A 20,906-nucleotide genomic window follows, 5' to 3' on the forward strand; every position below is an offset into this window, starting at 1 on the left:
GGACACGCTGCCGCAATGGGCCGCTTCTACAGATCGCGGCCGAGAAACCGGGTGCCCGGAACCGGGTTGAAGGTGAACGGCGTTGTTTCGGTAAAGCCGAACGAGGCATAGATGTGCTGCGCGGCAGCAAACTCCGGCAACACGTCCAGACAGATGCGGACATACCCGGCGTCGCGCGCTTCCTGCAAAATGCGCTCGACCAGACGCCGGCCGAGTTGCTCGCCGCGCGCCTCCGGACGCACATAGACGCGTTTCATTTCGCAGATCCGGGCATCGACTTTGCGCAAGGCGACGCAGGCAAGCACGCGGTCGCCGCGCCAGGCGAGCAGCAGCCTGCCGTCGGGTGCGGCGTATTTTCCCGGCAGTGCAGCAAATTCGGTTTCGTAATCCTGAAAGCCGAGATCGACGCTGACGCTGGCTATGTATTCGCGAAAGATGTCGACGACGGCATCGCGGTCGTCAGGGAAGTGGGCGTGTCGGATTTCTGTCATGCAGGAATTTTAGCGCAGCTTGTCATCCCGGCATCTTTTTCGGAATCGATGAAATGCCGCCACAGAAAAAGCAGTTCTGGAAGTAGAATTCTCCGCAGCAGGCTGATCCGAAAGCATCACGTCTTTGTATGTCCTTTCAGGAGAACCGTGTCATGAATCTGTCCAAATTAAAAGTCGCCAGCCGTTTATATATCGGATTCGGCCTGGTCCTGGCACTGTTGCTGGGGATCGCCTTCTTCAGCTTCATGCGCATGGCGGTACTCAACGACAACATCAACTTCCTGGTGAACGATCGCTACGCCAAGATCGCGCTGGTGGATACGGTTTCCAATAACGTCAATCTGGTGGCGCGGGTGGTGCGCAATGTCGCGCTGTCCGACGACGAAGCAACGTCGAAGCAGGAGCTGGCGCGCATCACCAAAGCGCGCGCAGAAAACGACGCGACGCTGAAAAAACTCGGCGATGCGATCGTCACGCCCAAGGGCAAAGAGCTGATGGCGGCGCTCGATCGCACCGGCGCCGACTACTATGCAGAGCAGCAGAATCTGTTGAATCTGCTCACGCAGAACAAGATGGACGAAGTGAAGAAGTTATTGTTTGGCGCCATGCGGGTGAAACAGAATGCGATGTTCGAGGCGCTCAGGAATTTGTCCGATTATCAGCATGCCGCCATGGACAAGACCGTCGCCGACAGCCAGGACACTTATCACCACACCACGGCGCTGTTGTTCGCCGTCAGCGCTGCCGCATTCTTGCTGAGCCTGGTCGCCGCCTTGCTCATCACGCGCAGCATCATTCGCCAGCTTGGCGGCGAGCCCGATTATGCGATGGCGGTGGCCAGCGATATCGCCAACGGCAATCTGGCGACGTCGATCACCTTGCGCCAGGGCGACCAGACCAGCCTGATGGCATCGATACGCGTCATGCGCAACCGGCTGGCGGAGATCGTCGGCCACGTGCGCACCGGCACCGACACCATCGCCACGGCATCCAGCCAGATCGCCATGGGCAACCTGGATCTGTCGACGCGCACCGAGCAGCAGGCCAGCTCGCTGGAAGAAACTGCATCGGCGATGGAACAACTGACCTCGACCGTGAAGCAGAACGCCGACAACGCGCGCCAGGCCAATCAGCTGGCGGCCTCCGCCTCCGAAGTGGCGATCGCCGGCGGCGACGTGGTGGGCAAGGTGGTGGAAACCATGGGCACGATCCACGAGTCATCGAAGAAGATCGTCGACATCATCAGCGTCATCGACGGCATTGCCTTCCAGACCAATATCCTGGCATTGAATGCAGCGGTGGAAGCGGCGCGCGCCGGCGAACAGGGACGCGGCTTTGCGGTGGTGGCTTCCGAAGTGCGCGGACTGGCGCAACGCTCCGCTGCAGCAGCCAAGGAAATCAAGGCATTGATCGACAACTCGGTGGCGCAGGTCGACGCCGGCAGCAGGCTGGTGGAGCAGGCCGGCACCACCATGACCGACGTCGTCAACAGCGTCAGGCGCGTGACCGACATCGTGGGAGAGATCAGTTCAGCCAGCGAAGAACAGAGCGACGGCATCGAGCAGATCAACCTGGCCATCACGCAGATGGATGAAGTGACGCAAAAGAATGCGGCGCTGGTGGAAGAAGCGGCCGCAGCGGCGCAATCGATGCAGCATCAGGCCGGGACCTTGCTGGAAGTGGTGAGCATTTTCAAGCTCGGCGCTGAACACGGTGCTGCGCCGAAGCTGACGCATCAAAAGACGACTGTCGACATTACTCCCGCCGCGCCCAAGCTTCCGGCGCAGGCAGCGGCTAAACCGGCAGCAAAGCCAGTCGCAAAAGCAGTTCAAACCCCCGCTGCCGTTGCACAAGACAGCGAGGCGTCATGGGAGCAATTCTGAGCGTCGCTGCCGGGCCGGCCACACCAGCTTAGCTGTTCCAGCCCAGCCCCAGCGCCTTCTGTATGGCGACGAAGTTGCGCGTCAGATTGGCTTCGGCCTGCAGCAGGTTCTGCTGTGCGCTGAGTTGCTGGCGCGTGGTATCGAGCACGTCGACAAGCGTCGTCGTGCCCGCACGGTAGCGTTGCTGCGCCAGATCCAGCGCCTGATCCGCCGACACTTTGTTGCGCGCCAGCGTCGCCACGGTGATGCGGCCGTTGCGGAAGCGCGAGAGCGAATCTTCGGCGTCTCGCAGTGCTTCCAGCACGGTCTGGCGATATTTCATTTCCGCTTCATTGCGCACTTCTTCGGCTTGCGTCACGCGCGCGGCATTGCGGCCGAAGTCGAGGAAATTCCAGCTCAGCATCGGCGCCAGGATGGTGGCGAAATCATCCAGCTTGGTCAGGTCGGATGCGTGCGTGCCGCCGAGGCCGATCACGCCGAACAGCTTCAGGCTGGGGTAACGCGCGGCCTCGGCCTGGCCGATCTTGGCGGTGTCGGCGGCGAGCGTGCGTTCGGCGGCGCGGATGTCGGGGCGATGCCGCAGCAGCTCGGTCGGGTCGCCCACCGCCACCGCGGCCGGCGGCAAGGGCAGCGGCGTGGCGGCGCTCAGTTTGTCGTCGAGCGCGCCGGGTTCTTCACCCACCAGCGTCGCCAGCTGATTCAGATACGACTCCATGTCTGCACGCAGCGGCGTGAGATCGGCGCGTGTGCCTTCCAGTTGATTTTGCAGGCGCAGGATGTCGAGGTTCGACGCCGTGCCGCGTTCAAGACGCTGGCGCGCGAGCGTGATCATCTGTTCCTGCGCTGCGATCGATTGGTCGCCGAGTGCAATGCGTTGCTGGCGGTCGCGCAGGCTGATGTAGGCATTGGCGACTTCGGCGGCGAGGCTGACCTGGACATCTGCCAGCGAGGCTTCGGCCGCTTCCGAGGTGGCGCGCGCGGCCTGGATGCTGCGCTTGTTGGCGCCGAAGATATCGGCTTCCCACGAGGCGTCGAAACCGAGGTTGTAGAGATTCGTGGTGGTCGACGAGCCGCTTCCCGACAGCGACGGCAGCTTGGCATGCGCATACAGCGCCGATCCGCTGGCGCTCGGCATGGCGTTGGCTTGTTCCAGGTTCAGCGCCGCGCGCGATTGCTGCAGTCTGGCTTTGGCGATGTTCAGATTGGGATTGGCGGCGAGCGCGCGTTGCACCAGCTCGTTGAGCAGCGGATCGGACAAGCCTTCCCACCAGTTATTGCGTTGCGTGGCAGCTGTCTGCACGGCGTCGCCGCCGCGCAGGAAATGGCCGTTTTGCGCGGCGTGCGGTGCGACGTCGGGCGGGCCGGCGTATTCCGGACCGAGGGTGCAGGCCGACAGCAGTGCTGTCGCCGCGAGCGGAATGAGGTAAGAAGTAGGGCGCATAAGATTCATCAGTGAGTCGTAACCGGAGGCGCGTTGGTTGGCAGCGGGCGCAGGAAAAAGACGAGCGGCATCACGCAGAGAATGCCGACGCCGAGCAGCCAGAACAGATCGGCATAGGTCATCGTCAGGGCCTGCACCTGGATCGTGGCGCCCAGCGCCTGGAATGCGGTAGCTTGTCCGCCCAGCGCCGCGCTTTGCGAGGTCATGAAGGATTGCACCAGGTCGGAGTTGGCGGAGAGGCTCTCTTCGAGACGACGGCTGTGCAGCCAGATGCGCTGATCCTGGATCACCGCGATGCCGGCCAGCGCCAGCGAGCCGCCGAGATTGCGCGCGGCGCTGTACAGGCCGGCCGCATCGCCCGCCTGTGAGGCGGGCACCGAACGGATCGCCGCCTGGTTCAGGAAGATCATGGCCAGCACGGTGCCGAGGCCGCGCAGCAATTGCGACGCGATGAACGAGCCGCCGCTCGACAGCGGACTCAGGTCGGTTTCGATGAAGGCGCTGAAGGCCAGCATCAGCAGCCCGGCGCCGACCGCCAGGCGGATATCCACACGCCGCATCAGCATCGGCGTGAACGGCATCATCAGGATCATCGGCACGCCGGATAGCAACACGATCTGGCCGGATTGCAGCGAGTTGTAGTCGGCGATGCCGGACAGGAATTGCGGGATCACGTAAGCCGTGCCGTACAAGGCCACGCCGACCACCATCGCCATCGCCACCACCGAACCGAATTGCCGGTCGCGCAGCAGCCGCAGCTGGATCACCGGATGGCGCGCGCGTATCTGGCCGATCGCCAGCAGGATGAAGCCGATCACCGAAACCAGCGTCAGCCAGCGGATGTCGGTCGAGGCAAACCATTGCTCGCGCTCGCCTTCCTCCAGCACTACGGTCAGGCCGCCGAGCCCGAGCGCCATGCCGAGGATGCCGAACCAGTCGGCTTCGCGCAGCAGGTCGAATTTCGGTTTTGCATACGGCATCGCCACCAGCAACAGCGTGATCAGCGCGGCGCCGACCGGCACGTTGATGAAGAAGGAATAATGCCAGCTGACGTTCTCGGTCAGCCAGCCGCCCAGCACGGGTCCCAGCACCGGGCCGAGAATCGCCGTGGCGCCGAACATCGCATTGCCGACCGGCTGCTGCCAGCGCGGCAGGCGCGTGGCGATGATGGTCATCGCCGTCGGGATCAGCGCGCCGCCGGTGAAGCCCTGGCCGACGCGGCCGATGATCATCATCGGCAAGCTGTTGGCGAAGCCGCACAGGATGGAAAAGCCGGTGAACAGACTCGCCGCCAGCAACAAGAGCGTGCGCAGTCCCAGCAATTTTTCCAGCCAGCCCGACAGCGGGATGATGATGATTTCCGCGACCAGATAGGCGGTGGCGATCCACGTGCCCTCGGTGCCGCTGGCGCCGATTTCACCCTGGATGGTGGGCAGCGACGAGTTGACGATGGAAATGTCGAGCGTCGCCATCAGCGCGCCCAGCGTACCGGCGGCGACCGCCAGCCACGCGGCGGCGTCAGCGCGCGCAGGCGGCTGCAGCGGAGCCTGGGCCTGAGGCGTGCTCAAAGGTGCTTCCCTTCGCTGTCTTTGGCATTGATGGTGTTGACCTTGGCCGTCACCGACAGGCCGGCGACGAACAGGCGGCGCGTTTCAGGACCGACGTCGACGGCGATGCGCACCGGCACGCGCTGGACGATCTTGGTGAAATTGCCGGTCGCGTTTTGCGGCGGCAGCAGCGAGAACTGGGCGCCGGTGCCGGGCGAGATGCTCTCCACATGCGCCTGCAATTCCTGACCCGGCAGGGCATCGATTTCCACGGTTGCCGGCTGGCCGACGCGCATCAGGCCGATTTGCGTTTCCTTGAAATTGGCGACCACATAGAACGCCGTCGGCACCACCGACATCATGCGCGTGCCGGCCGAGACGAACTGGCCGACGCGCACCGACTTGTCGCCGATACGGCCGTCGGTGCTGGCCTTGATTTCGGTCGATCCCAGATTGACGTTGGCCGCGTCGAACTGCGCCTGGGCGTTTTCACCCTGGGCATGCGCCTGGCGGATTTGCGCCTGCATCGAATTCACCCGCAGTTGCGCGGCTTCCAGTGCGGCGCGGCGGGCCGCCACGGTGGCGCGCGACAAGGCCGCCTGGTTGCGCAGCGAGTTCAGCTTTTCTTTCGTCTCCGCGCCGGTGGCCGCCAGCGGCGTGTAGCGGTCGACTTCGCTGGCGGCGAAGCGCGCATCTTCTTCGGCCGACGCCAGTTGCGCCTGGGCCTGGGCGATGGCGCTGTTCTGCTCTTGCAGCGAAGCCTTGGCGGATTCTTCGCTGGCTGTCGCAGCGTCGATCTGCGCCCTGAACTGCGCGGTCTGCGCGGCATAGTCGCGCGGGTCGATGCGCACCAGCGGCTGGCCGGCCTTCACGTCCTGGTTGTCGGCGACGTAGACCTCTTCCACGTAGCCGGAAACCTTGGGCGAGACGGTCACGTTGTCGGCGTGGATGTAGGCGTCGTCGGTGCTCTCGATATATTTGCCGCGCGTTTCATGGTAAAAGAACCATCCTGCCACCGCGATCACGGCGACCAGCGCGACGCTGCGCAAGATCAACCTGGCGCGCGGGCTCATGCGTTTCTTTGGCTTTTCCGGAGTGGGGGCTGCTGGGGCTGGAGTATCCGCTGCGCTCATGCTTGTTCTGTCCTGGTCAGTGGGAAATTATCGGCACCCGACATGGAAATCGTTGGCGCCTCAAATTAATGGAGGTACCATATAATATGCCAATAGAGGAAAATATGTCCAACAGCTTTACACTCGCCTCCGAAAACGTCGAGGCCGGCGAAGCCTTGCGCGACTTTTACCTGACGTCGCAACGCACGCTGAACCGTTTGATGGCGGCGCAGGGCGCTTCGTTCGCAAAAACCAAAATGATGATTTTCATACATCGTCAGGGCAAGGTGCGTTCCACCGATCTGGTGGAAGCCTTCGGTTTCGCGCCGCGCACCATCACCGAAGCGGTGGACGCGATGGAAAAGGACGGCCTGGTGGAGCGCGTGGCGGACGCCAGCGATCGCCGCGTCAAGCACATCTCATTGACGGCGGCCGGCGTCGAGGTGGTGCAGTTGTCGGAACCGGTACGCAAGCGCTTCACCGATCAGCTGTTCGAAGTCCTGGACCCGGCGGAAAAGAAACAACTGGCGCAATTGATCGGGCGGCTCAATGTGCGTCTGCGCGAGCTGGGCGAAGAAGGCGTCGACGGCGACGGCGGCACGGACGGCTGCGCCTGATGACGCATCTGCCGTCTTCCCCGCCCCCTCGCCGCCGACAGCGCGCCTGAGCCGTCGCGCTCTTTATCAGCCGTTCCGCATTGGCGACCACCCTGGTTTGCATTGGGGAAAGTAAACTTTTCCGCCAGCAAATTACCCCTCGGAAATCAGGAATTTCCTGATTGGATAATTCCAACCTGATGAGTATGCTGTAGTCAGCATCAGGGGGATTTATTCAATGTGATCGGAACAGGGGGCTGCGATGAGCTACGGGATCAGTTTCACGAACATCGGCATTATTCTTCTCGACGTGTTGTTGGTCTGGGCTTGCCTGAGCGTCGACAAACATCTGAAACTTCTCGACTACGAGGACCAGAAACTGAAGGACCTCGACGAGTATCGCTATAAGCAGATTTCTCATCTTCACTGAGCGTTTGCCGCCGCTGTCGTTGCCGCAGAGACCCTCGCCGCAACGACAGTGACGCCGTCACGGCGAACCGGTATCCGTATCCGGATCATCAGGATCGAACTTCTTGCGCAGCGCCAGTTGTTGCCTCTCGCGAGCTTCCTTGTTGCGCTCAAAATTGGCGGCGTTGATTTTTGCCTGTTCCCGGGCGTGTTCGAACACCAGCTTTTCCATCGGACTTCGCTCGCACCCTGCCAGCAGAAAAAGCAGCAGTAAAAATACATAGATCGATCGCATGTTTCTACCCATCGAGACGGACATCGGTGATGTGTGCAGGGCATGTTGTTTTGCATGCAGATCCCCCTCGCCGATGTTCAGGCAATGCGTTCGAGGGGGATGCACGGCTTTGTTATTTGAATGCCGCTGCCGGGGGCCGCGCGGGAAGATCGGGGAGATGTAGCGCGGGCAGTCTTGATACTAGCGACTGCGCGTTGATATTGCTGTCGGGAAAGTATGACAAGTGCGGAAAAATAACCCGACACTTGCATCAACGGCAGAGCGCCGGCAGGGCAAGCTGAAGAAGCCGGCTACTCCAGCGAAATCAATCCGTGATGGATGGAGAATTTCACCAGGCTGGGCAAGTCGCTGACGCCGATCTTTTGCATCAGCCGGCTGCGATAGGTCTCGATGGATTTGGGCGACAGCGACAGCATCGCCGCCACCTGTGCGCTGGAGTGGCCTTCGGCCACCAGTTGCAAGACTTCACGTTCGCGCGCGCTCAGGGCGTCGAGCGGTCCCGAAGCGCGGTTGTCGAGCAGGTAATCGTCCACCACCGTGTCGGAAATCTTCTGGCTCAGATAACGCTGTCCGGCCTGCACGACGCGGATGGCGTTGAGCAGTTCCGAGCCTGCGGAATTCTTCAGCAAATAGCCGCGGGCGCCGGCTTGCAGCGCCCGGAAAATATGTTCCTTGGTCGCATACATCGAGAGCATGATGATCTTCACGCCCGGCGCCTCGTTCCTCAGCAGCAGGGTTGCTTCGATGCCGTTCAGGTTGGGCATGGCGATGTCCATGATCACGATGTCGGGACGCAGGCTCACCACCTCTTTCACGGCCTGCCGTCCGTCGCTGCCGGAGCCGACCACCTTGATGTCGCTATGCACCTGCAGCATCACCGCCAGGCCGTCCCTGACGATGGTGTGATCGTCGGCGATGTAGATGCGGATGGGCGCGGCGGCCGGCATGTTCATAATTCCACCACGACTTCGACGCAGGTGCCCTTGCCGGGTTCGGAAATGATTTTCAGATTGCCGCCCAACGCTTGTGCACGCTCGCGCATGGATACCAGGCCCCAGGTAGGCTTCGATTTCTGATCGCGATGCACGTTCGGTACAAAGCCGGCGCCGTCGTCCATGATGGTCAGCGTGACCGAGTTCTGCAAAATATTGAGCATCACTTCGACGTTGGTTGCATGCGCATGCTTGGCGATATTGGTGATGGCGCCCTGGGCGATGCGGAACAGCGAAATTTCCAGCTCCGGCTCCAGGCGATCGGCGATGCCGTAGACATCCACCGTGAACTGAAAACCGCAGCGTTCGGCGAACAGTTCGCACTGCCAGCGCAAGGCCGCTTCGAGTCCGTAATCGTCCAGCACCGGCGGCCGCAACTCCGCCATCAGGCGTCGCACGGCGTCGGTGGTGTCGTCGAGCAGGACGATGGAATCCTTCAGGCGCGCTTCCATGCCGGACGAACCTTCCCCGGCAATCTCGCCGCTCATGATGGTCATGTTGATGCTCAATGCCGCCAGCGCCGAACCGATGGTGTCGTGCAGTTCCTGCGCGAATCGCCGGCGCTCGGCTTCTTCCACCCTGGCCAGCTCGCGCGAGACGTCGCGCAGTTCGCGGGTCAGGGCCAGCAGGTTTTCCTCGGACTGTTTTCGCTCGGTGATGTCGACATGCGAACCTTGCAGGAAAATCGCCTTGTCGTTTTCATCCAGCATCGCCATCGAGCGCGACAGGATCCAGCGATAGCCGCCGTCGCGATGACGCATGCGGTATTCGATTTCCAGCGATTCCTTGGGCGCATCGAGATAAGACTCGGTCGCCGTTACCGCGCGTTCGCGGTCGTCGGGATGGATGCGGGCCACCAGCTCGTCCATGGAGTCGCCGATCTCGTGGTCGGCGTAGCCGATCTGGCGCTTCCACTCCGGCGAGAAGTAAAACTGATCGGTGCGCAGATTCCAGTTCCACAGTCCGGTGTTGGAGGCGCTTACGGCAAGCTTCAACTGGCCCAGCGTGAACTCCAGCTGGGCGGTGCGTTTGAAGATGCCTTTTTCGAGTTCGTGATGACGCTTTTCCAGCGCTTCTTCGGCTTCCTTGCGTTCGGTGATCTCGCGCAGGAAGGTGACCACGCCGATGAAATCCTTGCCGCGGTTGACCATGATCGGGCTGGCGCTTACCTCCAGCCAGCAGAAGCGGCCGTCCAGGCGCGTCATGCCCATCATCACATTGCTGACCGGCTGCAGCGAGGCGCCGGCAATCACCATGGGATATTCCGATTCGTCGAAAGCGGTGCCGTCGTTCTTCATGGCCTGGCGCTGGCGCAGCAATGCGGCCAGGTCGGTCATGGCTTCCTTCGGACATTCCAGGATGCCCTCGGCGACGCTATTGCAATCGAATACGGCGCCGTCTTCGTGCTGCATGACGATGCCGTCCGTGAACGCGTCTACCAGCGCCCGGTACAGGTCTTCCTTCTTGAGGCAATTGTCATCTGCCGATGTGCAAATCAGACTCTTCATATCTTTCGTATGGATTCTTATTTTTCTGTTCCGGCCGGCGGTCCCAGTCATCCGGGCCGATACCTGGCGCTTGCTGAGCGGCATCAGCATAACAGCAGACCCGGGCGTTTTAGCGTTCTTTACGCCTGCTGTACGCAAAAGAATTTGCGCGGTCTGCCGGCAGCAGCGGCGAAGAAAGTGTCTCCACGCTTTCTTCCCGTTTCAATATTGTCATTCGATCAAGATGCGTCGGCGCTCATGTTCTCCGAAATGCTGTCGCCCCATTCAAAGGCTTCCTTCTGCACGCTGTAAAACTCTTCGGCGGAGAGTTGAAGATTGTTTAACAGTTCGCTTAATTGTGCGGGGCTGAGCAGTTCCGGGTTCTCCGCCGACTCCACCAGTTGCAGCAGGCCGCCGTAGAATCCGGCGCGCGACAGCAGCGCTTCCCTGATCTCGATGGACACGCCGATCTGGCCGATCACGTCGGCGATTTCCAGATTGAACAGCGCATCCGTCAGCGACAGCACGCCGACCATGAAGGCCGTATCGGATTTGTTGGGGCGGCGCGGCTGGACTTTCTGCGACAGCAGCTCGCACATCTTGCCGCGCGTGGCGGCCAGGATCATCAGCGGCGATGTCGCGGCGTTGCGGTTGTTGTTGGGATTGGCGTACAGCAGGATCTGCAGCCAGCGTTTCAGCTGGCGGTCGCCGAGCACCAGCAAGGCCTGGCCCAGCGAAGCGATGTGCCGGCGGAATCCGCACAGCGGGGTATTCACCAGGCGCAGCAACATCAGGCTCAGCGCCACATCCTGTTTGATGAAGCGCACGATCTCGTAGTTGTTGGCGCCCTTGATGATCAGCGCCAGGATCTGCATGATGATCACGCAGGAGGCGCTCAGCTTTTTCCCCTGCAGCACATCCGGCCGGGCGAAGTAATAACCCTGGTAATAGTCGAAGCCGTGTGCGCGGCACAGCTTGAATTGCTCGATGGTCTCGACCTTTTCGGCCAGGATCTTCTTGCCCTTCAGCTTGAGGCTGCTGCTCAGGGCGGCAATGTCGGCAGCCGGCATCGCCAGCACGTCGACCTTGACGATGCCGGCAAACGGCATGAGCTGATCGGTGCGGGCGGATTCTTCCACCAGATCGTCGATGGCAAAGACATAACCCGCTTCGCTCAGGGTCTCGATGCGGCGCATCAGCGGCGGCGTCAGCTCCACCGTCTCCAGGATCTCCAGGATGACGTAGTCCTTGGGCAGCACAAAGACCACGTCGCTCATCAGGATCGCGGCATCGACATTGAGGAAGGCAGTGCGGGTGCCGATCACATTGTGCAGGCCCAGTTCGGCCGCATGCTCGATGACCGCGGCGGTGGCGGCTGCGTCGTCGGTGACGGTGGCGCGGTTGGCGGCGGTGCTGCGAAACAGCAGCTCGTAGCCGATCAGTTCTTGCTCGATGTTCAGAATCGGTTGCCGGGCGAGGAAAAATTCCTTCGCGCCCAGGTCCGGAACATCCATGGTCAAAGCAGCTACAGCCATCTTCTTGTCCTCCCTTATCCGCTGTTCACGCGCTTGCCGGGACACATGGCCGGGCGCAGTGCGCCGCGTCGTGTCTCGATCAAGCGCGATGTGAATAAACCGTCAACACAGGTGAAATGCTGCAGATCGGCTCTTGCGGACAAGCGCAGTCGCAAAAGCAATCGGCTCCTCCGGCGGCGATACCCCCGGAAGAGAAAATGCTGAACTGTAGAACGCGTTCTCGAGTAACTGGCGCGATCATAGCAACGCCGTTTGGCTTTGTATGTCAGGAAACCTTGATCGGCTTCCTCTACTTGATCGCAATATGCGGAGACGACGAAGGCTGATGATGCAAGTTTGTCATCAATAGCCGATGAGTGCGGAAGCGGAAGTAAAAACAAAAGCAGAAGCAAGAGCAGACGCTGGGGCAAGGCGCACCGGCGCGCCTTGCTCCGGGCAAGCCAGGCGCTCAGGTTTTTATCAGCGACGCCACGGCTTTTTCCGTGGTCCACAAAGCATGGGCGAGGAAGCGGTAGTTGACCAGCGCCGCCAGGTAGCCGTCGCCGTCGGGCAGCTTCGGTCCGGCGGTGGCGTCGCGCACCACGGCGACTTCAAAGCCTTGCTCGATGAATTCGCGCAGATGCGATTCCACGCAGAGGTTGGCCGCCATGCCGGCCAGCACGATTTGCGTGACGCCCTTCTTGCGCAGTTGCAGCGTCAGGTCGTTGGTCTCGGGGCCGTAGACTTTGTGCGGCGAGGCGATGATGGTCTTGCCGTCGAGGATGTAGGGCTTGAATTCCGGCATGAAGTCGGCGCCCGAGCCGTGGAAGCCGTCCAGCGTCAGCGGTCCCTTGCGGTCGAACATGCCGACCTTATGCATGACCTGTTCCAGCGGGCCGCCGAAATCCCAGTCGTGATCGACCGGGTAATAGTAATGCGGCGACACGGCCACGACGATGCCGGCTTGCTTGGCGGCGGCGAATAATTGGCCGATGTGTTTTACGGTGTCGTGCTCGACGATGCTCTCGCCGAAGATGCCCCAGGTCACGCCTTGCGGACTCAGGAAATCGATCTGCGGATCGATGACGACCAGCGCGGTGCGCGACAGGTCGAGTTGCATGTCCGGCACCGGCAGGGCGGGGTTGACAGGATCGGCGTAAGGCGAAATGTTGTTGGTGACAGCGGAGGCGTTCGAACTCATGGTGTGATTCCCGAAAGTGGATGGACGTGGTAGAAGCAGCATCGATGTGTCTGCATCGCCGGCCGATGAGGCGTAACATGCGACGGCTGCAGAACGGTGTTGAGCATATGTCGCCCCGCTACGCCGCTTTTCTCCCAACGTACGAGTTATTTACCCCGGCATCCAGAATGGACATGCTTTCCGAATTCTTTGAGCGCATCCACTTGCGCGGCCAGTTGTTTTACGCCGGCAAGGTGGACGGCACGCTGACCCTAGACCGCGCGCCGGGGACCGCCTTCATCCATATCCTGGAAGAAGGCGGCATCGATCTGGTCCGGCGCGGTATGCCGACCATACCGGTGCACCAGCCCAGTCTCCTGCTATGTCCCAGCACCTGCCGCTATCAGCTGCGCGCCAACAGGCGCGAAGGCGCGCGCCTCATCTGCGGCTCCTTCGAATTCGGCGCCAGCATGGGCAGCACCTTTCCGCTCGGCGTGACCGAAACCATGATCTTTCCCTTCGATCAGCTGGGGCCGGTGCAAGCGATCGTGTCGACCTTGATCGCGGAGTTCGGCAGCGGCGCGCCGGGACGCAACAAGGCGCTGAACGTCCTGTTTGAATACATCCTGATCCTGCTGATCCGCAAGGCCGTCGAAGACGAAAAAATCAAAGGCGGGATTTTGTTCGCCATGCTCGACGGCCGGCTGGCGGAAGTATTCGCTGCCATCCATCGGGAGCCCGAGCGCGACTGGACCGTGGAGGAGCTGGCACAGCTGGCCAACATGTCGCGCTCGGCATTTTCCGCCTGCTTCAGAAAAATGCTCGGCCTGTCGCCGATCGCCTATGTCACTGCATGGCGCATGCGGCTGGCGCAGGATCTGCTGCAGCAAGGCGTGCAGATGAAAGTCATCGCCGCGACGATAGGCTATAGCTCGCAGGCCGCTTTTACCCGTAGCTTCATCCACCAGTTCGGCATGCCGCCGTCGGAATGGCTGAAGACGGCTCGCGAGTAAACGGGCGATTGATGACGTATTTGTCCTGAATGTCAGGAACTGCGGCCTCTTTATCCCAGTCGCATGCATCCCTACCATGGCTACAACAGCGATTCGCCTGTATCCATCCGGGAGCATTTTCATGTCCACACTTTTTTCGCCGTTCCGACTCGGCCCTTACCAACTTGAACATCGTGTGGTGCACGCACCGACCACGCGCCTGCGCGCCAACGACGACGACAGCCCCAGCGAGCTGATGCTGGAGTACTACCGCCAGCGCGCTTCGCAGGGCGGCCTGATCATCACCGAGTCGACGCATGTCTCCTACGACAGCCGCGGCTATCTGGGCGCGCCCGGGATCTACGAGGATGCGCACATCCCCGGCTGGAAGAAGATCGCCGACGCCGTCCACGCCAAGGGCGGTGTCCTGTTCATGCAACTGGGACATGACGGCCGCCAGTCGCATGTCGACCTGACCGGCGGACCGCTGCCGATTGCGCCGTCGGTAGTGCCGTTTGAAACGGATGTCCTGACGCACAAGGGCTGGGTTCCTGCGTCGCCGCATCGCGCCATCGACATTGACGAAATCCAGCTGGTGATCGGCCACTACCGCAAAGCTGCCGAGCGCGCCAAGGCGGCCGGCCTGGACGGCGTTGAATTGCATTCGGCCAACGGCTATCTGTCCGACACCTTCCTGCAGGACGGCACCAACAAGCGCACCGACGCCTATGGCGGCAGCATCGAAAAACGCGCGCGCTTCATGCTCGAACTGGTGGAGACGCTGGTGTCGGTGTGGGGCGCCGATCGCGTCGGCGTGCGGCTCTCTCCGAGCGGGCAGTGGGGATCGATCTCCGATTCGAATCCCGAAGCGACCTTTACCTACGCGGCGCAGCAGCTCAACAAATTCGGCCTGGCCTATCTGCACATCATCGAACCGCGCGTCAAAGGCGTGGAAACCATCGATGAACATCAGCAGCCGGTTGCATCCGAGTTTCTGCGCAAGGTATTCACGGGACCGATTATTGCGGCAGGCGGTTTCAACGGCGAAGGTGCGGAAGCCATTTTGCAAAAAGGCGATGCCGACCTGGTGGCCTTCGGCCGCTTCTTCGCCTCCAACCCCGACCTGCCTTATCGCCTGCAGTACAAGTTGCCGCTCAATCACTACGACCGCTCGGCATTCTGGGGCGGAACGTCCGTGGGCTACACGGACTATCCCTATCATCAGGAAAATCAGGAGGATCAGGCCGCCTGACCGGTGTTCACAACGGAGAGCGCTGATCAGGGAATACTGATCAGGGAATCGTCCTGATACCGCAGCACCCGGTTGCGCCCGCCGTTCTTGGCCTGATAAAGCGCCTTGTCGGCTTTCGCCATGAGCAGGGTGCAGTCTTCCATCAGGTCAGGTTCCGTCGACACCAGCCCGCCGGAAAAGCTATAGGTGAAATCCGGCGCGATCTGCACGAGCTTTTCTTTGCGCAAGGTTTCGTTGATCCGGCTCAGGACCAGCAAGGCATCGTCCAGCTTGGTCTCCGGAAACAGGACGGCGAATTCTTCTCCGCCCAACCGGCCGACCATGTCCTGCGAGCGAAGATGCTCGCGCAAGAACCTGGAAAAATGCCGCAGCACCTCGTCGCCGACCGGGTGGCCGTATTTGTCGTTCACCAGTTTGAAATGGTCGATGTCGAGAATGCCGAAACAGAACTCATGCTTGTAGCGCGCCGAGCGCAGCAGCTCTTCATGGAAGCGGCTCAGGATATGGCGCCGGTTGGGCAGATTGGTGAGTTCGTCGGTCTGTGCGATGTGTTCGATCTTGGCGATGGCTTCCTTCAATTCCATCTCGGTCTTCTTCTGCAGCGTGATGTCGGCGAAGTGCAAAACCAGATGTCCGGAAGGATAGGTTTGCTCGCTGACCAGCAGCCATCGTCCATCCATCAGATCCGTCTCGAATCGCCGGAACGGTTTGGAGCGCGACACGCGATGCACATAGGCCAGCCAGGATTCAAGCGAATCCCACTCGATGTTGACGCCGCCCCGATGCACATACATCCAGGTCAGCCAGTCGTCTTGCGTCCAGCCGTCCATGGCGGCGGCGTCCAGGCCGAAGATGCAGTCGAAGGCGTGGTTGTGAAAGATGAAGCGGTCTTCCGCGTCGAAGACGGCAATGCCGTTTTCCGTAAACTGGATGTGATGCTCCATGACTTTCAGGAGCGTGGCTGGTTGGGATTTGAGCAAGGTCATGCCGACATCTCCGGTTGGCAGCGTTTCGTCCAGCGTAATCCGCGTCGTGTATCGATGTCAATCGGCTAACGCCGGGTGTTCTTTTGCGGTAACGCGCTTGGTTTTTTTCATGCGCGTTTCTATGCGTTATTTCATGCCAGCAAGCAATGAAAATCAGAAGGCATATTGCACGCGCATCGTGAAGCTCTTGGCCGAACGGCCGGAGTTCTTGCCGATCAGATAGGCCGTTTCGTACAGGAGCTTGTGTCCGTTTTCCAGATGCCAGGTGCCGAACAGCGCCGGGCCGGCGCGATGCGATTGGGTGGCGGTGCTGTTCCAGTTATCCCAGCGGCCCAGTTCGCCGAAACCCTGCAGGCCGAAGTTGAGCAGCGGCTTCCAGTGTTGCCGCACCTGCCATTGATAGACCAGCTGCGTGGCGTTGTTGCTGCCGGCAGTGCGATAGTCGCGTTGCAGGAACACGTTGGCGTTGAGCTGGGTGCGCCAGACCTCGGTCTGGAACACCGGTCCCCATTCCAGGCCGTAGCCGTCGCGGCGCGTGTACTGCTCGATATTGGTGTGGATGGCGAGGTCGAACCAGTATTGTCCCTGCGTCAGCAGGACATCGTTTTGCCAGTTGAGGCTGCTGAACTGGGTGCCTTGCGCGGCAGTTTGCGTATAGGTGCCGTAGACCTCGGTGTACCAGCGCGAAGTGACGCCGTAGCCGATGCCGATTTCGGGAGAACCCAGCGGCGCGGCGCCGTTTCTTTTGGCGTTCCAGTACTTGTAGTCGACGGAGATCTCGTTTTCGGCGCTGTAGACCGACACCAGGTAGTAACCGGTGGCGGCGTCGGCGCGCCTGCCGGCGAGCGCGCCGACGAGAAAGACCAACGCCATGGCGACGGCTTTCGCGGCGACGAGCAGCTGCGTTCTCTGCATCGGAATTCCCCCCCTGTTTTCCCGGTTTCGGCGCTTATGCTGTCATTTTTTACAGCATACCCCGGAACCCGTATTTGTTGCGGAGAAGATGCATCGCCGTGGTCGTACGCGGTGATGCTCGTTCGTGCCCGCAGGCACTTTTCTTTTTTCATGACCGGTTTGTGGCGAATCGTCACGACGGCTTGCTCGCTTTAGGGACAACTCAGCATCGTTTGGGGACAAGCGGGGGAAGAGCGCTCACAAGCCGCAAGCGCTCGGGCAGAATCAAAAGCGTCCAGCCACAGGGCGCGTATTTACATGCGTCAGATGCCTCACATGCCGGTCCGCAGCGACCGGCGCAAGTCGTCCAGTGGCGAATTCATTTACTCAATCAATGGAGTTGTCATGGAATCGTTCCATCCGAGTCGCGCCATCGCTGCCCGCGCGCAACCGTCTGTCCGTTATTTGCCCGTCAGCCTGTTCGGCTCGGTCATGAGTGTCGCCGGGCTCTCGCTGGCCTGGCGTCTGGCCCACAAGGCGTATGGCGCCGATCTCGCCGACCTTGCCATATCGCAGGCCATCGGCATGATCGCGCTGGCGATGTTCGTCATCCTTAGCCTGTCTTACCTGAGCAAGCTCATCAAACATCCTGAACTCGTGAAACAGGAATTCACACATCCCGTCATCGCCAGTTTCTTCGGCACGGTGAGCATCAGCATCCTGCTGCTGTCGAGCGTGATCGGCAGCTACAGCGCCTCGGCGCAGCTGGTCGTCTGGATCATCGGCACGGTCCTGACGCTGGTGCTGAGCGTCGTCATGATTTCCCGGATGCTGAACGGCAATGCCGCGCCCGCGACCGTCATGCCGGCCTGGCTGATCGCCGGCGTCGGCAGCCTCGATATCGTGGTCAGCGGCGGCGCCTTCATGGAAGGCTGGGCGTATCAGGTCAACCTGCTTGCCGCAGCCGTCGGCAGCATCAGCGCCATCGTCTTTTTCATCCTGATCTTTTCCCGGCTGATTCATCACGATCCGCTGGCGGACGGCATGCGGCCGTCGAAGATGATCTTGATGGCGCCGTTCAGCGTCGGCTTTATCGCTTATGTAAATCTGGTGCAAAGAGTCGACATGTTTGCGTCGCTGCTGTTTTACTTCGGGCTGTTCCTGTTCGTGATCATCTTCTATCGCCTGATGGTGAAACCGGCAGCGTTCTCGCCGTCGTGGTGGGCGATCGGCTTTCCGATGGCGGCCTTGACCAATGCCGCGTTCATCTACGCCGGCGCAGTCGGCGGAACAGGTCTGGCGCTGATCGCGGCAGCATTGTTATTCCTGCTCACGGTATCGATTGCGGTGCTGGCGTTTCGTACGCTGCACGGCTTGTTCACCGGCCGCCTGCTGACCGCCTGACGGGACTAGCGGGCAGATTTGGCGGCCCGCAAGGTGGCGGGAGGTTTTTTCTTCGGCGCCAGCGCGACCACTTTGACCTGGGGAACGTCGTCTGCACGGAAGCGCTCCCGATACAGCTTTGGGGTGGTCTGCAGCCGGCGCGAAAAGATCATCCGCATCTGCGTCGCGTTGTGAAAACCGCAGCGGAAGGCGACCGTCTTCAGCGGCACATCCGTTTCTTCCAGCAGCTTGCGGGCGAAATCGATACGCACCTGCTCCACAAACACCGAGGGCGTGACCTGCGCATGTTTGGCGAAGGCGCGCGCGAAGGTGCGGCGGCTGACGCCCACGGCGTCGGCGATATCCTCGATGGTCAAGGCTTCGCTGATGTGGTCGGTCACGTGTCTGAGCACCCTGGCCACCAGCGAGTCTTCATCCGGGCCGACCGCCAGATAAGGGCTGTATTGCGATTGCCCGCCGTCGCGGCGGATGTAGACGATCAGGCGCTTCGCCACCTTCACCGCCAGGTCGTGCCCCCAGTCTTCGGCCACCAGCGCCAGGCACAGGTCGATGCCGGCAGTGACGCCGCCGCAGGTGAACAGGTTGCCGTCGCGCACGAAGATCTTGTCCGGCCTGACATTCAGCTCCGGGAACCGGGCGGCAAGCCGTTCGGCATGATCCCAATGCGTGGTCACTTCCCGGCCCGCGAGCAAGCCGGCGTGTCCCAGCAGGAACACGCCATTGCAGACCGCGCCGAATTTCACGGCCTTGGACGCGCGCGCATTGAGCCAGTCCATGAACGCCGGATCAGGCCGGTAATCCGGCACGCGCGGGCCGCCAGCGACCAGCAGCAGCTCGCTCTCGGTGTGAAAATTCGGATAGTCGACGTGGACCTTGAATTCGATGCCGCTGGAACACATGACGCTGCCTGGGCGTTCGCCCACCAGCGTGATCTCGTAATGGTCTTTTTTGGGCAGCAGCAGATTGGCCTCGGCAAATACGTCCAGAGGACCGGCCACGTCGAGCGCCTGCACGCCGTCGAAAACCACCAGGGTCAGTTTCATTCTGTCTTTCCTTTTTCTTATTGTGCGTGCGTTGGAGATGCGCCATGTTCGCAGCGTGCAAGGATGAAGCATAGTGCATCAAAATGCAGCCGGATGCATGGCGGCATAAAAAAACCGCGCCTGGTTCGGCGCGGTTTTTTTGTTGTTGCGTGGCACTCAGTGCAGCAGCAGCACCAGCAGGATGATGACGGGAATAGGTACGCCCAGTAACCAGAGCAGAATGGCCGGCATGGTGATCTCCTAGGAAATGGTGACGGGTTCGGTGGAATCGGTGACGCGCGGTCCCACGGCGGTGAAGACAACGCGGTCGCGCAGACGGCCGCCATAGGTGGCGCTAAAGCTGGCGATGAAGGCGCCGCACAGCAGGGCCACGAACATCCACAGCGAGCCGTAGGCTGCTGCCTTGCGGGCCGAGTCGGCGGCATCCTTGGCTTTCAGGGCCGCATCGTCGATGTTCTTCTTGTAGGTGGCGTACGTATCGGCGACGCGCTTGTCGGCATCGGCCTGGCTCATGCCGGTGCGTCTTGCGACGACCTGGGCGACGTAGCTCTTGTCTGCGTCAGGCAAGGCGCCGGTGCGCAGGGCGTTGGCAAAGATGCGCATGACTTCGGCGCGTTGTGCAGGCGTGACGGCGGAGACAGCATTGTCGCGGCCATCAGCCAGCGGTGCGACCGCAGGCGCTGCATCCGAGCCGGGCGCAGCAGGCGCACCGGTCTGTGCCGAACCCGCGGCCGGGCGGAACAGCGTATCGATGAAATAGGCCGACATGCCGTCTGCGGCGTTGCCGTTCGCATTGTTGGCATCGGAGGCCATCGCTGCACCACCTGCAGCGCTGACGGTTGCTACTGCTGCACCGGCCGAGCCGGCAACCTTGGCGCCGCCGGACAGTACGCTGCCGACTGCGCTGCTCAGCAAGGCGGCGGTGGCAAGCGAGGCGACCGCCCACGCCAGGAAGCCATGCGCGGTGTCGCGAAAGTAGACTTCATCGGTATGCACGTTGGCCCACTTCACGCGCAGCCGGCCGGCGATATAGCCGCCGATCGCGGAGGCGGCGATCTGTGTGAAGGTGATCCACGCCACCGTCGAATAGCCGATAGTCTGAGCGCTGAGTCCGCTGCCCGACCACGGCGATACGGATGACAATCCCAGGCCGAAGCCCAGGATCACCAGAATGAACGACAACGCCGCGGCGGCAAATGCGCCCGCGATGATGGCGCCCCAGGACACGCCTGAAGAGGCGGATCCGCCCGCCTCGATGTCGGGGTCGTGCAAAGTACGATGTAGCATGGTGGTCTCCTGTGATTGACACGCCGCAGAGCACAGGCCAAGGCCTGCGCTATTGAACGGTTTATTGGTTCTTGTCTTGCGTCAAGACAAGGAAAATGTACC

The 20,906-nt window shown here is 61.3% G+C and carries 19 protein-coding genes; 6 read left to right on the forward strand and 13 right to left on the reverse strand.

Annotation, left to right across the window (positions count from 1 at the left end; translation table 11 throughout):
• Positions 1-26: 26 nt before the first annotated feature.
• The gene (locus AKL25_RS03155; protein ID WP_050476203.1) at positions 27-491 is read right to left on the reverse strand and encodes a GNAT family N-acetyltransferase; all 465 of its coding nucleotides are present in this window, start codon (positions 489-491) and stop codon (positions 27-29) included.
• A gap of 152 nt (positions 492-643) precedes the next feature.
• Here AKL25_RS03155 and AKL25_RS03160 point away from each other — a divergent pair, with 152 nt between their 5' ends.
• Positions 644-2,374: a methyl-accepting chemotaxis protein gene (locus AKL25_RS03160; RefSeq protein WP_050476204.1), complete on the forward strand. Its 1,731-nt coding sequence runs from the start codon at positions 644-646 to the stop codon at positions 2,372-2,374.
• A 28-nt stretch (positions 2,375-2,402) separates the two neighbouring features.
• Here AKL25_RS03160 and AKL25_RS03165 read toward each other — a convergent pair whose 3' ends face one another.
• From AKL25_RS03165 to AKL25_RS03175, 3 genes are read right to left on the reverse strand one after another with little or no spacing between them, the layout of a single operon-like run.
• Positions 2,403-3,815: an efflux transporter outer membrane subunit gene (locus AKL25_RS03165; RefSeq protein ID WP_050476205.1), complete on the reverse strand. Its 1,413-nt coding sequence runs from the start codon at positions 3,813-3,815 to the stop codon at positions 2,403-2,405.
• 8 nt (positions 3,816-3,823) lie between these two features.
• On the reverse strand, positions 3,824-5,383 hold the full coding sequence (locus AKL25_RS03170) for an MDR family MFS transporter (protein WP_050476206.1): 1,560 nt from the start codon (positions 5,381-5,383) through the stop codon (positions 3,824-3,826).
• A complete protein-coding gene (locus AKL25_RS03175) occupies positions 5,380-6,495 on the reverse strand; it encodes an HlyD family secretion protein (protein WP_050476207.1) in 1,116 nt (371 codons plus the stop codon). The genes AKL25_RS03170 and AKL25_RS03175 overlap by 4 nt, the downstream gene beginning before the upstream one ends.
• Positions 6,496-6,599: 104 nt before the next feature.
• Here AKL25_RS03175 and AKL25_RS03180 point away from each other — a divergent pair, with 104 nt between their 5' ends.
• Positions 6,600-7,091 carry a MarR family winged helix-turn-helix transcriptional regulator gene (locus tag AKL25_RS03180; RefSeq protein ID WP_050476208.1) on the forward strand — a complete coding sequence of 164 codons (492 nt, stop codon included), beginning with the start codon at positions 6,600-6,602 and terminating at the stop codon, positions 7,089-7,091.
• Between the two features lie 241 nt (positions 7,092-7,332).
• Complete coding sequence (locus tag AKL25_RS24060) at positions 7,333-7,500, forward strand: hypothetical protein (RefSeq protein ID WP_157050462.1); 168 nt, start codon at positions 7,333-7,335, stop codon at positions 7,498-7,500.
• Positions 7,501-7,557: 57 nt separating this feature from the next.
• Here the strand turns inward: AKL25_RS24060 and AKL25_RS24065 are convergent, their stop codons facing one another.
• From AKL25_RS24065 to AKL25_RS03200, 5 genes are all read right to left on the reverse strand, one after another.
• On the reverse strand, positions 7,558-7,710 hold the full coding sequence (locus AKL25_RS24065) for a hypothetical protein (RefSeq protein ID WP_157050464.1): 153 nt from the start codon (positions 7,708-7,710) through the stop codon (positions 7,558-7,560).
• 353 nt (positions 7,711-8,063) lie between these two features.
• A complete protein-coding gene (locus tag AKL25_RS03185; protein WP_240475635.1) occupies positions 8,064-8,726 on the reverse strand; it encodes a response regulator in 663 nt (220 codons plus the stop codon).
• The gene (locus AKL25_RS03190) at positions 8,723-10,273 is read right to left on the reverse strand and encodes a PAS domain-containing sensor histidine kinase (RefSeq protein WP_240475636.1); all 1,551 of its coding nucleotides are present in this window, start codon (positions 10,271-10,273) and stop codon (positions 8,723-8,725) included. The genes AKL25_RS03185 and AKL25_RS03190 overlap by 4 nt, the downstream gene beginning before the upstream one ends.
• A 218-nt stretch (positions 10,274-10,491) precedes the next feature.
• Positions 10,492-11,787: an EAL and HDOD domain-containing protein gene (locus AKL25_RS03195; RefSeq protein ID WP_050476209.1), complete on the reverse strand. Its 1,296-nt coding sequence runs from the start codon at positions 11,785-11,787 to the stop codon at positions 10,492-10,494.
• A 448-nt stretch (positions 11,788-12,235) separates the two neighbouring features.
• Entirely contained in the window at positions 12,236-12,967 is a 732-nt protein-coding gene (locus tag AKL25_RS03200) for a cysteine hydrolase family protein (RefSeq protein WP_050476210.1), read from the reverse strand.
• Between the two features lie 167 nt (positions 12,968-13,134).
• Here AKL25_RS03200 and AKL25_RS03205 point away from each other — a divergent pair, with 167 nt between their 5' ends.
• Positions 13,135-13,959: a helix-turn-helix transcriptional regulator gene (locus AKL25_RS03205; protein ID WP_050476211.1), complete on the forward strand. Its 825-nt coding sequence runs from the start codon at positions 13,135-13,137 to the stop codon at positions 13,957-13,959.
• 121 nt (positions 13,960-14,080) lie between these two features.
• Positions 14,081-15,190, forward strand: a complete 1,110-nt coding sequence (locus AKL25_RS03210) for an alkene reductase (RefSeq protein WP_050476212.1) — start codon at positions 14,081-14,083, stop codon at positions 15,188-15,190.
• A 26-nt stretch (positions 15,191-15,216) separates the two neighbouring features.
• Here the strand turns inward: AKL25_RS03210 and AKL25_RS03215 are convergent, their stop codons facing one another.
• Both AKL25_RS03215 and AKL25_RS03220 read right to left on the reverse strand, forming a co-directional pair.
• A complete protein-coding gene (locus tag AKL25_RS03215; protein WP_050476213.1) occupies positions 15,217-16,176 on the reverse strand; it encodes a GGDEF domain-containing protein in 960 nt (319 codons plus the stop codon).
• A 153-nt stretch (positions 16,177-16,329) separates the two neighbouring features.
• A complete protein-coding gene (locus tag AKL25_RS03220; RefSeq protein ID WP_083444559.1) occupies positions 16,330-17,091 on the reverse strand; it encodes a hypothetical protein in 762 nt (253 codons plus the stop codon).
• Between the two features lie 384 nt (positions 17,092-17,475).
• Between AKL25_RS03220 and AKL25_RS03225 the strand changes: the two genes are divergently transcribed.
• Positions 17,476-18,474, forward strand: coding sequence for an SLAC1 anion channel family protein (locus tag AKL25_RS03225; RefSeq protein ID WP_050476214.1), 999 nt, complete (start codon positions 17,476-17,478; stop codon positions 18,472-18,474).
• Positions 18,475-18,479: 5 nt separating this feature from the next.
• Here the strand turns inward: AKL25_RS03225 and AKL25_RS03230 are convergent, their stop codons facing one another.
• Together AKL25_RS03230 and AKL25_RS03235 are read right to left on the reverse strand one after the other, a co-directional pair.
• The gene (locus AKL25_RS03230) at positions 18,480-19,517 is read right to left on the reverse strand and encodes a GlxA family transcriptional regulator (RefSeq protein WP_050476215.1); all 1,038 of its coding nucleotides are present in this window, start codon (positions 19,515-19,517) and stop codon (positions 18,480-18,482) included.
• Between the two features lie 240 nt (positions 19,518-19,757).
• Positions 19,758-20,804: a hypothetical protein gene (locus tag AKL25_RS03235; RefSeq protein ID WP_050476216.1), complete on the reverse strand. Its 1,047-nt coding sequence runs from the start codon at positions 20,802-20,804 to the stop codon at positions 19,758-19,760.
• Positions 20,805-20,906 lie beyond the last annotated feature (102 nt).

Source organism: Herbaspirillum rhizosphaerae (genome assembly GCF_001189965.1).
GTDB lineage: Bacteria > Pseudomonadota > Gammaproteobacteria > Burkholderiales > Burkholderiaceae_D > Herbaspirillum > Herbaspirillum rhizosphaerae.

Bases quoted from the DNA above. Each gene is read 5' to 3' on its own strand.
- AKL25_RS03155 (WP_050476203.1), bottom strand. From the start codon at position 491: ATGACAGAAATCCGACACGCCCACTTCCCTGACGACCGCGATGCCGTC.
- AKL25_RS03160 (WP_050476204.1), top strand. From the start codon at position 644: ATGAATCTGTCCAAATTAAAAGTCGCCAGCCGTTTATATATCGGATTC.
- AKL25_RS03165 (WP_050476205.1), bottom strand. From the start codon at position 3,815: ATGCGCCCTACTTCTTACCTCATTCCGCTCGCGGCGACAGCACTGCTG.
- AKL25_RS03175 (WP_050476207.1), bottom strand. From the start codon at position 6,495: ATGAGCGCAGCGGATACTCCAGCCCCAGCAGCCCCCACTCCGGAAAAG.
- AKL25_RS03180 (WP_050476208.1), top strand. From the start codon at position 6,600: ATGTCCAACAGCTTTACACTCGCCTCCGAAAACGTCGAGGCCGGCGAA.
- AKL25_RS24060 (WP_157050462.1), top strand. From the start codon at position 7,333: ATGAGCTACGGGATCAGTTTCACGAACATCGGCATTATTCTTCTCGAC.
- AKL25_RS24065 (WP_157050464.1), bottom strand. From the start codon at position 7,710: ATGGAAAAGCTGGTGTTCGAACACGCCCGGGAACAGGCAAAAATCAAC.
- AKL25_RS03185 (WP_240475635.1), bottom strand. From the start codon at position 8,726: ATGAACATGCCGGCCGCCGCGCCCATCCGCATCTACATCGCCGACGAT.
- AKL25_RS03190 (WP_240475636.1), bottom strand. From the start codon at position 10,273: ATGAAGAGTCTGATTTGCACATCGGCAGATGACAATTGCCTCAAGAAG.
- AKL25_RS03195 (WP_050476209.1), bottom strand. From the start codon at position 11,787: ATGGCTGTAGCTGCTTTGACCATGGATGTTCCGGACCTGGGCGCGAAG.
- AKL25_RS03200 (WP_050476210.1), bottom strand. From the start codon at position 12,967: ATGAGTTCGAACGCCTCCGCTGTCACCAACAACATTTCGCCTTACGCC.
- AKL25_RS03205 (WP_050476211.1), top strand. From the start codon at position 13,135: ATGGACATGCTTTCCGAATTCTTTGAGCGCATCCACTTGCGCGGCCAG.
- AKL25_RS03210 (WP_050476212.1), top strand. From the start codon at position 14,081: ATGTCCACACTTTTTTCGCCGTTCCGACTCGGCCCTTACCAACTTGAA.
- AKL25_RS03215 (WP_050476213.1), bottom strand. From the start codon at position 16,176: ATGACCTTGCTCAAATCCCAACCAGCCACGCTCCTGAAAGTCATGGAG.
- AKL25_RS03220 (WP_083444559.1), bottom strand. From the start codon at position 17,091: ATGCAGAGAACGCAGCTGCTCGTCGCCGCGAAAGCCGTCGCCATGGCG.
- AKL25_RS03225 (WP_050476214.1), top strand. From the start codon at position 17,476: ATGGAATCGTTCCATCCGAGTCGCGCCATCGCTGCCCGCGCGCAACCG.
- AKL25_RS03230 (WP_050476215.1), bottom strand. From the start codon at position 19,517: ATGAAACTGACCCTGGTGGTTTTCGACGGCGTGCAGGCGCTCGACGTG.
- AKL25_RS03235 (WP_050476216.1), bottom strand. From the start codon at position 20,804: ATGCTACATCGTACTTTGCACGACCCCGACATCGAGGCGGGCGGATCC.